This is a genomic window from Blautia sp. AF17-9LB, assembly GCF_003479185.1.
Classification (GTDB): Bacteria; Bacillota; Clostridia; order Lachnospirales; family Lachnospiraceae; genus Fusicatenibacter; species Fusicatenibacter saccharivorans.
In genome coordinates this window covers 149426-162992 of the sequence record NZ_QUGU01000004.1, presented here as the reverse complement: position 1 = coordinate 162992, position 13567 = coordinate 149426, and the positions used below count along the sequence as shown (strand labels likewise).

The 13567-nt window shown below is 50.2% G+C and carries 12 protein-coding genes and 1 tRNA gene; 4 read left to right on the top strand and 9 right to left on the bottom strand.

The features are described from left to right. Positions 1–313: 313 nt before the first annotated feature. From DWX00_RS06180 to DWX00_RS06155, 7 genes are all read right to left on the bottom strand, one after another. Complete coding sequence (locus DWX00_RS06180; protein ID WP_055220012.1) at positions 314–1114, bottom strand: MBL fold metallo-hydrolase; 801 nt, start codon at positions 1112–1114, stop codon at positions 314–316. A gap of 72 nt (positions 1115–1186) precedes the next feature. Continuing rightward, positions 1187–1627 (bottom strand): SseB family protein, encoded by a 441-nt coding sequence (locus tag DWX00_RS06175; RefSeq protein ID WP_226906325.1) that lies wholly within the window; start codon positions 1625–1627, stop codon positions 1187–1189. An 83-nt stretch (positions 1628–1710) separates the two neighbouring features. Beyond that, positions 1711–2670, bottom strand: a complete 960-nt coding sequence (locus DWX00_RS06170; RefSeq protein ID WP_118594856.1) for a hypothetical protein — start codon at positions 2668–2670, stop codon at positions 1711–1713. Between the two features lie 18 nt (positions 2671–2688). Further along, the gene (locus DWX00_RS06165; RefSeq protein ID WP_118594855.1) at positions 2689–3261 is read right to left on the bottom strand and encodes a M48 family metallopeptidase; all 573 of its coding nucleotides are present in this window, start codon (positions 3259–3261) and stop codon (positions 2689–2691) included. A gap of 157 nt (positions 3262–3418) precedes the next feature. Further along, positions 3419–3556, bottom strand: a complete 138-nt coding sequence (locus tag DWX00_RS19595; protein ID WP_156327580.1) for a hypothetical protein — start codon at positions 3554–3556, stop codon at positions 3419–3421. A gap of 22 nt (positions 3557–3578) precedes the next feature. Beyond that, entirely contained in the window at positions 3579–4334 is a 756-nt protein-coding gene (locus DWX00_RS06160) for a transglycosylase domain-containing protein (RefSeq protein WP_238046220.1), read from the bottom strand. A 292-nt stretch (positions 4335–4626) separates the two neighbouring features. Then, positions 4627–5187, bottom strand: coding sequence for a biotin transporter BioY (locus tag DWX00_RS06155; RefSeq protein ID WP_022461328.1), 561 nt, complete (start codon positions 5185–5187; stop codon positions 4627–4629). 278 nt (positions 5188–5465) lie between these two features. Between DWX00_RS06155 and DWX00_RS06150 the strand changes: the two genes are divergently transcribed. Beyond that, complete coding sequence (locus DWX00_RS06150) at positions 5466–6839, top strand: MATE family efflux transporter (RefSeq protein WP_118594854.1); 1374 nt, start codon at positions 5466–5468, stop codon at positions 6837–6839. A gap of 206 nt (positions 6840–7045) precedes the next feature. Here DWX00_RS06150 and DWX00_RS06145 read toward each other — a convergent pair whose 3' ends face one another. Beyond that, positions 7046–9475, bottom strand: a complete 2430-nt coding sequence (locus tag DWX00_RS06145) for a glycoside hydrolase family 3 protein (protein ID WP_118594853.1) — start codon at positions 9473–9475, stop codon at positions 7046–7048. Positions 9476–9880: 405 nt separating this feature from the next. On the opposite strand from DWX00_RS06145, the gene DWX00_RS06140 reads away from it, so the two are divergent. The 3 genes from DWX00_RS06140 to DWX00_RS06130 are packed head-to-tail and all read left to right on the top strand — an operon-like array spanning position 9881 to position 12902. Next, entirely contained in the window at positions 9881–10996 is a 1116-nt protein-coding gene (locus DWX00_RS06140) for an MGDG synthase family glycosyltransferase (RefSeq protein ID WP_055220026.1), read from the top strand. Positions 10997–11002: 6 nt separating this feature from the next. After that, positions 11003–11659, top strand: a complete 657-nt coding sequence (locus DWX00_RS06135; RefSeq protein ID WP_243037969.1) for a glycerol-3-phosphate acyltransferase — start codon at positions 11003–11005, stop codon at positions 11657–11659. Between the two features lie 55 nt (positions 11660–11714). Further along, positions 11715–12902 carry a pyridoxal phosphate-dependent aminotransferase gene (locus DWX00_RS06130; RefSeq protein WP_118594852.1) on the top strand — a complete coding sequence of 396 codons (1188 nt, stop codon included), beginning with the start codon at positions 11715–11717 and terminating at the stop codon, positions 12900–12902. Between the two features lie 271 nt (positions 12903–13173). Here DWX00_RS06130 and DWX00_RS19590 read toward each other — a convergent pair. After that, positions 13174–13292, bottom strand: a tRNA-Phe gene (locus DWX00_RS19590). Positions 13293–13567: the final 275 nt, after the last annotated feature.

The following is a 13567-nucleotide window of genomic DNA, read 5'->3' as shown; positions in this document are numbered from 1 at the left end:
GCGGTACCACCTTAATTTGTATCTCGTTTCGGAGTCTGTAACGTGACTCATGCGTGAGAACCTAATCATCACATCTTCTGTGCTTTTCAGCTCTCCGGTTCAGAAGCTACCTTCCATGACCACCTTCCCGGACAGCCTTTCAGCCGGTGAACCATCCTCTCTTTTGGGGCCTGCCATGTACTCCTCTTCCTCATAACCTTTTCTTTTTCTGTTGGAATAGAAACTGCATTTATCATAATCGCGTTTTTTTATTTTGTCAAGCCGCCGCGGGCAAAAACCTTTCTTCTTATGGAAGTTTTAAGATTTCACGCGCTTATTTTCGGTGAATCCGCGATGCACAGTACTGCATTTCTGCGCGGCCGTACGACGCGTAGCGGACCTGTTCTTTCGAAAACGGCTTCGCATTGCTTGGCCGTCCCAGGTTTTCGCCGTGGATCACCTGATCCACAAGGTCGATGAGATCTGCGAGAACGCCGAGGCTGAGCGGATTGTAAACCGGATGCGCCGTCGATTCAAACACCTGCGTGTGATGACCGCCGAAGAATTTCATGCGGCCGCCCCTCTTCACAAGCCACACCATCAGTCCGACCAGCCCGTCGTAATACTCTTCCAGGCTCGTTCCGCCCGGCACCTGCATCCAGACACCGCAGCCGCTTCCGATCGCATCTCCGGTGAACAGGTAATTCTGTTTCGTCTCAAGCACAACGACGCTGCCCGGCGTATGGCCCGGTGTCTGACAGACGGCCAGCTCTGTGCCGCCGAGCGGAATCACGGAATCGGTACGGATGTCATGAATCTCCTCCCACGGTTTTAATTTTCCCGCTGTCAGCATCACAAGCGTCTCTGGATCCATCTTCTTTTCATCGTGGCACATGTACACCTCATCAAACTCATCCATGTGATACATGTGATCCGGATGCGCATGCGTGATGACCAGCAGAAGCGGCTTGTCCGTCAGCTCACGGATCACCGGCAGAATCTTTGTGCCTGCCGTAATGCCGGTATCAATGACAGCCGCTTTTTCTTCACCTTCTACTACATAGAACGATGAATTTCCTGCGTCCAAAATACAGTAAATTTTTTCCCCGATTTCTGTTACCTGAAAACCCTCCATGATGTAAAACCTCCTTAAAATAATAATGTACCCTCGGAGTCTTTCTGTGCTTGCTTTTTTCCTTTCGGCAATTCAGTGCCCCGCATTCTCTTCCCCGATGATAATCGAAAGCAGCGTATGATCCAGCATGATCGTGCGGTTCCACGGATTGAAAATCACACCGCTGATCTCCTTTGTTTCGGATGCCATGTGGATCAGCTGTTCCAGACTCACGAGAAACGTAGATTTCACGCTGCTGCTCCCCTTTAATTCCTCATCAAAGCTCGTAAACGCGGCCCACCAGACTTTTCCGTCTGCGCTCTTTACCGTTCCGATCCGGATCTGATCGTCGCCGGATGGCGGTTCCACGGAAAGAATCGCCTGTCCGCCCTCTTTCATTCTGCGGCGGATTACCGTCAGCACATGTGCCAGCAGTTCCGGCGTCGGCTCCTTTTGCAGTCCCAGAATTGCTTCCTCTATCGTTTCATTCCCCTGCAGCCCTTCGTCCTTTAGAGTTTCCATTTCTTTTGCCATTGCTCTTGTCCTTTCTTTTTCGCTTTTCCCACACAGAATCTGTGTACCATCATCCCCGGCAGCTTCGGCACTTCCGATGACCTTTACTCTGCGCCTACCCAGATGCCATCTTCCCCGCAGAATCTGCACTCTTTTGATACATCCAAAACGTTTTCCATCCGCTTTAAGATCTGATCGTACTTCCCTTCCCGCATCAATGCAATCGTCACCTGATCCGTTCCGATCTGCAGATGGCGGAAGCCGCGTTTTCCTTCCTCTGTCCACGGCAGAGTCAGCTCCAGTTCAAAGCCGCCGCTGCTTCCGTACAGCTCACCCGGCTGTTCGTCCGCAAACAGCTCGAAAAGCGGCTGATAATATGCTTTGAAATAATTCTCCTCTGGAAACCAAAGTGTCCCGTCCCCGGTCCGCTCCGGCTCTTTTACAACGGCATTCAGATAGCCTCTCTCGTAATACGTCATGCACGCCGCGCTCTTCGCCAACGGATTTTCATTGATCTTCTCGATCTCCGACGCCGCCCGGCATCCATTTCCAAAGGCCGCCTGGCTGTTCTCGCTCCTGCCGACCGGCTCCCAGACGCTCCATGCGTTCTGCTTTCCGTATCCGATCAGATCCTGGCGGTATGCACCGTTGTATTTTACAAATTTTTTCTCCCCCGGCTGCTCGATCAGGTTCAGCGGTACCATACAGTCAATTCCGTACAGCTTCTGCGCAATCAGCCGCGTGTAGATGATGCCGAGATAATGACAGATTGCACTGCGCTCCGCCGTGTCGAGATACATAATCTGCTCCGCTTTTGCCAGCTGGTCGCCGCGTGTTTCGAGCACACTCTCCACCATCGCAATCCGTGACTGCAGCTCCGCCTTCCGTTTTCCGCGGTAGCGCGCCGACAGACGGCCGTACGGCATCGTGCTTGCAAGAACCGCGTGCAGCAGCTCCAGATTCGTGTATTCGATCATAATATCTTTCTTATTTAAACCGAGCTCCGCGTCGGTATCGACTTCCGTCACATTGATGATATATGTTTTTTCTTCGGTCAGTATCATTTGTTTTGCCTCTCTTTTTCAGTACTCTCTTCCATGCTCCTTCAGCCAGCTCTGCCACACTTTGTAATCGGGCATCTGCTGTGCCACCACCGCGTAAAACCGTGCGGAATGGTTCATCTCTTTCCGGTGCGCCAGCTCGTGGATAACGACGTAATCCATCACGCGCTCCGGCATCAGCACCAGTTTCCAGTTGTAGTTCAGGTTTCCGGCGCTGCTGCAGCTGCCCCAGCGGGTTTTCTGCTCACGAATTGTGATTCTGCCATACGTTACGCCCATCTCTTTTGCAAAATGTGCCGTCTTTTCCGCCAGCATCTGCGCCGCACGTTTAACCACCGCTTTTCGCTCTGCTTCCGTCAGACGGTTCGCTGCTTTCTGCTCTGCGGCCGCCAACGCTTTTTCCCGGTGTGTGTGAATCCAATCCTGTTTTTCTTTTAAGAATGCTTCGATTTTGTATTTTGCCATCCGTTTCGGTGCGCGCACCACCACGCTTCCATCCGCTTTGACCTGGACGGCGAGCGTTTTGCGGGCGGAATACACGATCTCATAGGGAATCTGTTTTAAAATCCGTTCTGCGCTGTCTTTCTGTTCCATTTATTTTTCCTCAAAAGCTGTCTGTTTTACCATTTTTTTGCCTGTTTTTCATTATACCTTTTTCCCGGCGGAAACGCAATCGGATTGCTCACAGAAAAAAAACGCGAGCAGAATCACCGTTTTTCTTCCGGCAATTCTGCTCACATTTTTCTTTCTCTTATTTCAGCTCAATTTTTTTCTGCTTTCTTCGGATGCACAGCCTCACAAATAAAATCGCCGCCTGCACACAGAGAATCATCACCAAAATTCCAATCATGGACAGCGCTGTTGCCCCCAGTCTGATCAGTTTTCCCATTCTTTTTTCCTCACTTTTCTTTCTATCGTGCCAGAACCGGATCGGCTGCCGCATCCCACAGCAGGCTGTCCGTCTCACTTTGTTCCAGGTATCCATATTTTACCATTGCCGCCAGCACCTGCTTTTCCCGCTGCAGCGCCAGATCCGCGTGGCGCGACGGTGCGTAGGCGGACGGTGCATTCGGGATTCCGGCGAGGAGAATGGCTTCGCTGTCGGTCAGATCCTGCGGCTCTTTTCCGAAATAACCACGCGATGCTTCTTTGAGTCCGTAATAGCCATCCCCGAAATAAATAGTGTTGATGTACAGCTCCAGAATTTCTTCCTTGGAGAGCTGTCGTTCCACATAGAGTGCTGTCCACGCCTCTGCCGCTTTTCTGGCAAGTGTCTTATTCTGATCGTAATACATGTTTTTTACCAGCTGCTGTGTGATAGTACTGCCTCCCTGCTCCGGTTTCATCACGCGGATGTCATGTACAACCGCGCGCGCCATGCTGATCCAGTCTATCCCGTGATGTGTGTAATACCGGTGATCCTCGACAGCAAGCACCGCTTTTTTGTACAGCTCCGGCACCTGTTTCAGGGGAACCCACTGTGCTTCGCTTCTGATTTCCTCTACCGCCTGCGCGAGCGGCTTTTCCTTCACTGCCTTCTGATAGGAAACATATCCCTGGATTGCCCAGAACATTCCGGCCGTCAGCAGGATCAGGCAGAAAAATGCCAGAAAACCTCCAACCATTTTTCCCGCTGTTCCCCGGTGTTTTCGTGTTCTTTTTCTCATAGTTTCAAACCCCTTTGTTGTTCTTTCCTGCTTTCTATCCTACCATATCTCCCTTAACGCCTTCTTGCCTCTTTCTTAGGAATTCATTAAAATTTTGAAACTGTATGAAATGCATTTTGCACGTTTTTTCAAATAACCGCTGCTGCTGCGGAATACTTTAACCGAATCAGGCAAGTAGCGAAGCGGATTGCGAATATCCGCTTGACAAAACAGAAAAAGACAGACACCTGGCAGATTGTCAGGATGCCTGTCTCTTGTTTTTATCTTTTGGTTTTTCAGAAACGCTCTGTGATTATGCTGCGGTTCCGTAGTTCATTACATGAGCTGCTGACAGTGCTTTTCGAACGGCTACACCGAGAATTTCAGCTACTACAACGGAAATCACATCTTTTACGATGTACGGAACGGAAACTGCAAGGAACGAAGCCGGGATCGTGTTTCCTGTTACAATGGAAAACTGTACCACACCGAATGCGTGACATACCGCAAGACCTGCGATTCCAAGAACGAATGGTTTGCCCGGGAAGCCTTTTTTAATTCCGGCACCGCAGAGCATTGCCATCGGAATAAATCCGAAAATAAAGCCGCCGGCCGGTCCGAGAAGAGCGCCGAATCCACCGCTCATGCCGGCATAAACCGGAACGCCGATCGCGCCGAGGATCAGATAAAGAGCGGACGATGCACCTCCCAATTTCCAGCCAAGCACGTAGCCGCAAAATGCCATTGCAAAGGTCTGCAGCGTCACCGGAACGCCGGTCGGAAGCGGAATCGTCACAATGGACAGTACCGCAAGCACTGCCGTCATCATGCCGGTCAGTACAATCTGTTTTGTGGTAAGTTTTGATTTTTTCATGAATGTAAGTCCTCCTCGCAGGTTCTTGTATCCAATTCTTTCTGCTTTCGAATTGTTAACCTTGTTTCAATATAGGTTAATATTTCATTTTTGTCAATCCCTTTTTTAAAAATGCAGAGAGTTCTGCTACGATTCTGTTACACTTCCTGAAAATAGCGGTCACCCTCTTGTTTTCTGTTTTCTTTCTATGGTATACTATATAGTCTCGGAGTTTTTCCGGGAATGTTCACCCGATACAAACGATGAATTTTTATTCCATTTGAAAGGAGATACCCTCTATGAAACCTTCCGAAAATCCTCTCGGCTCGGAACCGGTCAGCTCTCTTTTGCGGCGTTTTGCGATTCCGAGCGTCATCGCGATGCTCGTCAGCGCCCTCTATAACATGGTAGACCAGCTCTTTATCGGTCACAGCATCGGCGTGCTCGGAAACGCAGCGACCAACGTAGCGTTCCCACTCAGCATGGTCTGCACATCCATCGGTCTGCTCTGCGGCATCGGCGGTGCTGCAAACTTCAATCTCTGCATGGGCAGAAAGGATCCGGAGCACGCGAAATCCTATGTTGGAAATGCCATCTCCATGCTGGCAATCCTCGGTGTGATCCTCTGCGTTGCCGTTCAGCTTTTTCTGCGTCCGATGATGCTTCTCTTTGGTGCGACGCCGGATGTCATTGATTACGCCTGTACTTACACCAGAATTACCTCCATCGGCTTCCCGTTTCTGATCGTCACAATCGGCGGCTCCAACCTGATCCGCGCGGATGGCAGCCCGAAATTTTCCATGCTGTGCAACCTGGTCGGCGCGATCGTCAACACGATTCTCGACCCGCTGTTCATCTTCGTTTTCCACATGGGCATGGCAGGTGCAGCGCTCGCCACGATCACCGGACAGATTTTATCATTCGCGCTCGTTGTCTTCTATCTGCGCGGTTTTAAAACGCTGCCGCTTTCTCTTTCCGATCTGAAGCCAAAAATAGCCTGCTGGGCACGGATCGCTGCGCTTGGTGCAACTCCGGCATTCAATCAGGTGGCAATGATGGTTGTTCAGATCGTTATGAACAACACACTGACCTACTACGGCTCCAATTCCGTCTATGGAAGCGACATTCCGCTTGCATGCGCCGGTATTATTTCAAAGGTGAATATGCTGTTCTTCTCCTTTGTCATCGGCATTTCCCAGGGACTTCAGCCGATTGTCAGCTTCAACTTCGGTGCACAGAAATATGACCGCGTGAAGGACGCTTATAAAAAAGCAGTTTTTGCGGCGACTGCCATTTCCATCGTCGCCTTCCTCTGCTTCCAGCTCTTTCCGCGCCAGATTATCGGCATTTTTGGTTCCGGTTCAGAAGAGTACCTGCATTTTGCAGAGCGGTACTTCCGTATTTTCCTGTTTTTCACATTCCTGAACGGTATCCAGCCGGTCAGCTCAAACTTCTTTACCTCAATCGGAGCACCGAAGAAGGGTATTTTTCTTTCGCTGACGAGACAGATTATTTTCCTGCTTCCGCTGCTGCTGATTTTTCCGTATCTCTTCGGCATTGACGGCGTGATGTACACTGCACCGATTGCAGACCTTGCAGCCGCATCAGTCAGCATCGTTATGGTCGTGCGGGAATTTAAGATCATGGCAGAGCTACAGAAGGCTACTGCCTGAAAACAGGTTTCTTTCCCGGAGCGTTTCTGCAAAAGACTTTTCGTGAGCTGCGGTCGCCAGAGTCTTGCTACAGATCATTGCCGTGTAAACAGGAAAGAATCCTGTCCGGAAAGTAAAAAATCGTATGCTGTTGCTTTTTCCACAACAGCATACGATTTTTTTATGCGTTATCTACACTTTTCTTTATTTATTCACATGCATCCACATCAGTCCATGCGAAGAATCATGGTCAGGATTCGTTTTGCACAAAGAGCGATTTCGTCGCGGGTGATGTATCCCTTCTCAAATGCCTCCTGTACGCGCTCCTCGTATCCGTTTGCCATCTTGATATCATTTCCGGCTTTTGTCTCGCGGTAATGCTCGCCGTGTGTCCACCAGTCGGTCGTTACCATTCCCTTAAAGTCCCACTCACCGCGCAGAATACCGGTCAAAAGATCCTTGTTCTCAGATGCCTGAACGCCGTTGATCAGGTTGTAGGACGACATGATTGTGTATGGATCTGCCTCTTTTACGATGATCTCGAAGGCTTTCAGGTAAATCTCACGCAGCGCACGCTCGGAAACGCGGGAATCGCTGTCTTTTCGGTTTGTTTCTTTGTTGTTGCAGCAGAAGTGTTTCACACTTGCCCCGATATGCTCGGACTGCATACCGCGTACCATTGCCGCACCGGATTTTCCGGCTACAAGCGGATCCTCGGAATAATACTCAAAGTTTCTTCCGCAGAGCGGGCTTCTGTGAATGTTGACAGCCGGGGTCAGCCAGATGCCGATGTTGTTTTCTTTGACTTCCTCTCCGCCGGCTTTACCGATCTCTTCGATCAGCTCCGGATCCCAGGTGCAGGCAAGCAATGTTGCGCACGGCCATGCGGTCGTGTTGACGCCACACTGCGGCTGAATGCGAAGGCCTGCCGGTCCGTCTGCGGTCATGATATTCGGGATGCCGTACTCAGGCAGATTTCCCATGCCAAACGTGTTGGCAACTCCTGTGTTCGGCTGACCGCCGAGCAGATGAATGAGTGCTTCTGTCGGAAGCTTATCTACAAACTCGTCGAGCGTTTCTTTTCCCTCGGCCACATTCATCAGGTTCGGATTCGTCTTTGCTGCTTCCATAAGCTCGCCAAAGCTCTTTCTCTCCTGTGCTTTGACTGCCGGGAGGAAACCTTCCAGAGTCAGCTTATCCTGACGCTCCAGTCCTTCTTCCTCGACAGGGCCGTTATCGGTCGGAAGCGCTTCGTAGGTTCCATCCGCAAGGAGACGTTTTTCCAGCTTATGCGGAGCGGCAAGGCTGGTGTACTGTGCAGTCACTTCTGCCTCTGCCAGATCGTAGGTGAAGTCCAGTTTCTTCGCATCTCTTACATTGTTTCCAACGTAGAAGACGTAGCTTCCTGCCTCAAGAACATAGGCAGATTTTGCAACCTTTCCAAGATCATCAAAAGATGCCATATCTTCCACTGTAAAGGAAAGAACGACTCTCTGTGTCTCGCCTGGCTGCAGCAGTCTTGTTTTCCGGTAAGCGCCGAGCTCTTTGGCCGGTTTGCCAAGCTTGCCCTGCGGTGCGCCATAGTAGAGCTGTACAACTTCTTTTCCGGCACGTTTTCCGGTGTTGGTAACAGCTGCTTTTACAACAATCTTTCCATCCTTCTCTTCTGCCCCCAGAACTTCTGTCTCAAAGCTGGTGTAGGAAAGACCGAAGCCGAACGGATAATTGACCTTCTCCGCTGCGCCCGGAATCGTCTCGAAATAACGGTAACCAACGTAGATATCCTCGTTGTAATCCACGTAATAAACGGATTTATGGAAGTTCTCGGTGGATGGATAATCCTCGAGGGTTGCTGCGTAGGTATCAACCAGTTTACCCGATGGGTTGACGTCGCCTGTTACAACGTCCGCTGCCGCGAGGCCGCCTTCCATGCCGCCCTGCCATGCCATCAGCACCGCCGGAATCTCTTTGCAGTCTTTGAACCAGCTGGTATCAACCATACCGCCGACGTTCATGACAACGATGACATTTTTAAAGTTTGCTTTTACTTTTTCTACCATGGCTGCTTCGCCGTTTGTCAGGCAGAAGTCGCCGTTTTCGAAGATGCTGGCGCTCAGCTCGATCTGTTTTTTCTCATCCTCAAACAGCTCATAGCCTTCCTCGGTGATCTGGCATTTGCGGTCCCAGCCCTCGCCGGAGAAGCGGCAGATGGTGATGATTGCGGTATCGGTATATGCTTTTGCTTTCTGTACCAGCTCGTCCGGTACTTCCGGCTCTCTTGTCATGCCCGGTACAGCACCTGCAGCATACTGTTCTTTTACATTTTTCTCATAGAATTCCGGAAGTTCATGGAACAGAGAAACCTCCCCCTCGGCCTCTTTGATCTTCATGCCTTCGTAGAAGTTGCGGATATACGCAACGGTAACGTCACCGCTTCCGCCGCCGCCTTTTACGTAATCAATCGTTCCTTTTCCAAATAAAGCTACTTTTGTGCCTTTTGCGAGCGGCAATGTCTCGTTCTCGTTTTTCACCAGAACCATACCCTCGCCTGCTGCTTTTCTGGAAAGTGCGATATGTTCCGCGCTTCCTGTTACCCTTTTTCCGTCTTTTCCCAGCGGCAGAACCGGCTGGTAAAGACTTCTCTGCCATTTACCCATTTTAAGCTTACCTCCTGTATTTTCCGGTGCGCAGATCGCTTTCCGAACGCGCCCCATTCTGTCTTTATGATACGAAGTTTTGGAATAGATGTCAATTGATTTTTCAGCATTTTATCCTGTTTTTCGTTTCTTTTTCTTTTGATTTTATTCTATTTTGCCAATTTTTCAGGCATCCGTTGTTTCTTTTCTTTCTCTCAATATCTTGATCCGCAGGTGGATGCTACCTCTGCGTCTCCCCGGTGTTTCTGCAGCTTGTCGCTTTTCTGTTATATCAGACACTTTTCTCATTTTGTGGATTGTCCGAAAAATAACAGCGTTCTATACTAAAGCGTGTCTGAAAACAAATCATCGGCATCCCCTTTTTCAGGTTCTCTTTGGGATACAACAAAAGAATGGAGTTTTCTTATGAAGGTACTGATTTTATCCTGCAATACTGGCGGTGGCCACAATGCTGCGGCCTCTGCATTAAAAGAAAGTCTGAATTTTTATCACCACGAAGCCGAGGTTCTGGATCTGATGAGCCTCGGACGAAAGCATACCTCCGCACTGGTCGGCGGAGCTTATGTGAAGCTCGTCTCCGTTTTTCCGGCCGGCTTCGGCGCACTCTATCAGCTTGGTGAGCTGGTACGGAAATTTCCCTGGAAATCCCCCGTTTACTATGCAAATGCGCGGCTTGGAAATGCGCTTGCAGATTATATTGATCAAAACCATTTTAATGCCGTTGTCACCACACATCTTTATCCGGCGGAAACACTGACCTGGATGAAACAGAAAGGACGGCTGACGATTCCCTGCGTTGCCGTTGCCACCGATTACGCGTGCATTCCGTTCTGGGAAGAGACGAACTGCGATTACTATGTGGTTCCGCACAAGGATCTGATCCCGGAGTTTGCATCCTGCGGCATCCCGGAAGAAAAACTGCTTCCTCTCGGTATTCCGGTGCGGCCCGCATTTGCGCGCCCTGCATCCAAAGAGGATGTGCGCCGCCATCTCGGTCTTCCCGAGAATGCTCCGCTGTTTCTCGTCATGAGCGGCAGTATGGGATTCGGCAAAGTGCATCTGCTCGCACATGAACTCGTTTCCCGGCTGGAAAACGGCGAACAGGCTGTGATCATCTGCGGAAATAATAAAAAACGGATGCGTTCGCTCCGGCTGCAGTTCCATAAGAACCCAAATGTACATATCATCGGTTTTACACGCCACGTTGCGGAATATATGGCCGCTGCCGATGTGCTGTTTACAAAGCCCGGGGGCTTAAGCAGTACCGAGGCCGCTGTGCGGCGCGTTCCGCTTGTCCACACTGATCCGATTCCGGGTTGCGAAACAAAAAACCGTGCTTTTTTTGTCTCACGCGGAATGTCCGTGACCGGCGCACATCAGAAAGAGCTGGCAGAGGCCGGTATTTCGCTTGCCCGCGATGATGCACGTCAGATTGCGATGCGCGATGCCCAGCATCAAAACAGCCATCCGCAGGCGGGAACGTCAATTACACACCTTTTGGAAAAATTAATTTCGGAGTAACTGCTTATGATGCTTACTGCTTATCTGTTTTATAGTTTCTTCGGGTACCTCTCGGGCAGCGTACTGTATTCGTACCTGATTCCAAAATACTTCTGCCACGTGGATGTCCGAACTGTGAATGAAGATCAGAATCCCGGTGCCTTCAACGCCTTTTCAGTGGCCGGACCGCGGATTGGACTGCTCTGCGTCCTGTGCGATATCGGGAAGGGATTTCTGCCGGTGTTTCTGGCGGCGCACAGTTCCGCTGTTTCGATGGGTTCCTGGATTTTCGCCCTGATTCTGCTCGCCCCGGTGGCCGGACACGCATGGCCGTTTCTGCAGCCTGCGAAAGGCGGAAAGGCGATCTCTGTCTCGTTCGGCGTGCTGCTCGGCCTCCTGCCGGATCTGCGGCCGGTGCTTCTTCTGGCGGCGTTTTATCTGACGTTTTCGTTGATTCTCATTATCCAGCCACACAGTCTGCGCTCGATCGTTTCGTTCTCCGGGTTTGCCGTTGCCGCACAAATTTCCCGCTTTCTTCCGTCCGTGCGGCTCGGCAGTCTGCTGATATCACTCGTGGTGTGCTTCCGCCATCTTTTCAGCCTGCGGGAGCATGAGACCGAAAATGCTGCATTTACAATTCAGTCTTTGTCTGCTAAAATAAGGAAAAAGCAGAAAAAAGAATAATATTTACAGTTCATTTAAAACAGCGGCAAACAATTTACTTCAGGAGGATTGACACATGATTTCAGAAAAAATGGTAACTCTCGGCACAAAAAAATCGGTAATCCGCGAGATTTTCGAATACAGTAAAAAACGCGCTGCCGAGATCGGATCAGAAAATGTCTTTGATTTCAGTATCGGAAATCCAAACGTCCCGGCTCCGGTCTCCGTTCATGAGACCATCAAGGAGCTGCTTGATTCCAAAGACGATTACTATCTCTTCGGCTACACCTCCGCGCAAGGCGATGCCGATACCCGCGCCGCCGTTGCAGCCGACCTGAACAAACGCTTTGGTACCGCGTTCCATGCCGACAACTTCTATATGACCTGCGGTGCAGCCGCTTCGCTCCGCATCGTCCTTGGCGCTTTAACCGTTCCGGGCGACGAGTATATCGTATTTACCCCGTACTTTCCGGAATACCGTGTTTTCATCGAATCTGCAGGCGCAGCCATGATCGAAACGCCGGCTGATTCTTCCACGTTCCAGATCGACTTTGACCGCCTCTCGGCCGCTGTCACAGCGCACACCAAAGGCGTTTTCGTCAATTCTCCGAACAATCCGTCCGGCGTTGTCTACACAGAAGAAAGCATTCAGAAGCTCGCTGCTTTTCTGGAAGCAAAATCTGCCGAATACGGCCATCCGATTTATCTGATCGTTGATGAACCGTACCGCGAGCTTGTCTACGGAGACGTGGAAGTTCCGTATCTGACAAAATATTACAAAAACACGCTGGTCTGCTACTCCTACAGCAAATCCCTCTCCCTGCCGGGCGAGCGTATCGGCTACGTTCTCGTTCCGGATGAGGTCGATGATGCAAGAACCATCTACGCAGCCGTCTGCGGTGCCGGACGCGCCCTCGGCTTCGTCTGCGCACCAAGCCTGATCCAACACGTCATCGCCAAATGCGCAGGACAGGTTTCTGATCTTTCGGTCTACAAGAAAAACCGCGATCTGCTGTATGATTCATTAACCGCCTACGGCTTCACCTGCGTTCACCCGGACGGCGCTTTCTATCTCTTCATGAAAACTCCGGAACCGGATGCGTATGCGTTCTGTGAGAAAGCGAAAAAGTACGAACTTCTTCTGGTACCAGGCGACGATTTCGGTGCACCGGGATTCGTGCGGATTGCTTATTGCGTTACTACTGCGCAGATTGAGCGGGCACTGCCGGCGTTTAAGGAACTGGCGGGAGAGTATTTTGGATAATTTTTCAACTGTCAACTTTTCTTAAATAGATGTTGGGGTCAAAAGGCTTTTTGACCCCTTTGACCCCGGTATCTTACATATAGTAAAAAACAGACACTGCTTCATCTTTGAAACGCAGCGTCCGTTTTTCTTTTATTCTCCTACATCCTGTTTTCCAATCACAACTTTACATCTTTTCTTCCACATCCCTGTTCTGACACACGCATACCGCTCGCTTTCGATGATCTGTTCCATCGCTGCCGCTCCTTTCTTTTGAGCTATCTCAATCGCATAAGGCGGGCAGGACTTGAACCTGCATTCTGTGCCTTATCCTCTACGAAAAATTTGCTGTACGTTCCACAAACATGAAACATTTTTCTGCACAGGTTTTGCCCGTTAAACTACCGCCTTATTTTCAGCCACATTTTTTGTGGATACTGATGTGTATCAAATGCTGTTCCACTCTGACTTGCTTTATATCATCGGTGGAGATGCTATTTTCCTGCCTCAGCCTTCTCTCTAAAGCTCAGGATTTCCTTCAGAGACCTTGGTTCATAATTCATCCATGGCTTCATACATCCCACATTGTATGCCTGCGGTCTGCACTCATAAATGTGTCTGCTGCATTCCTGCTTTCTGCACGTCTCTGTTCTTTTTGTGAATGTCCGTGCTTTGTTCTGTATATA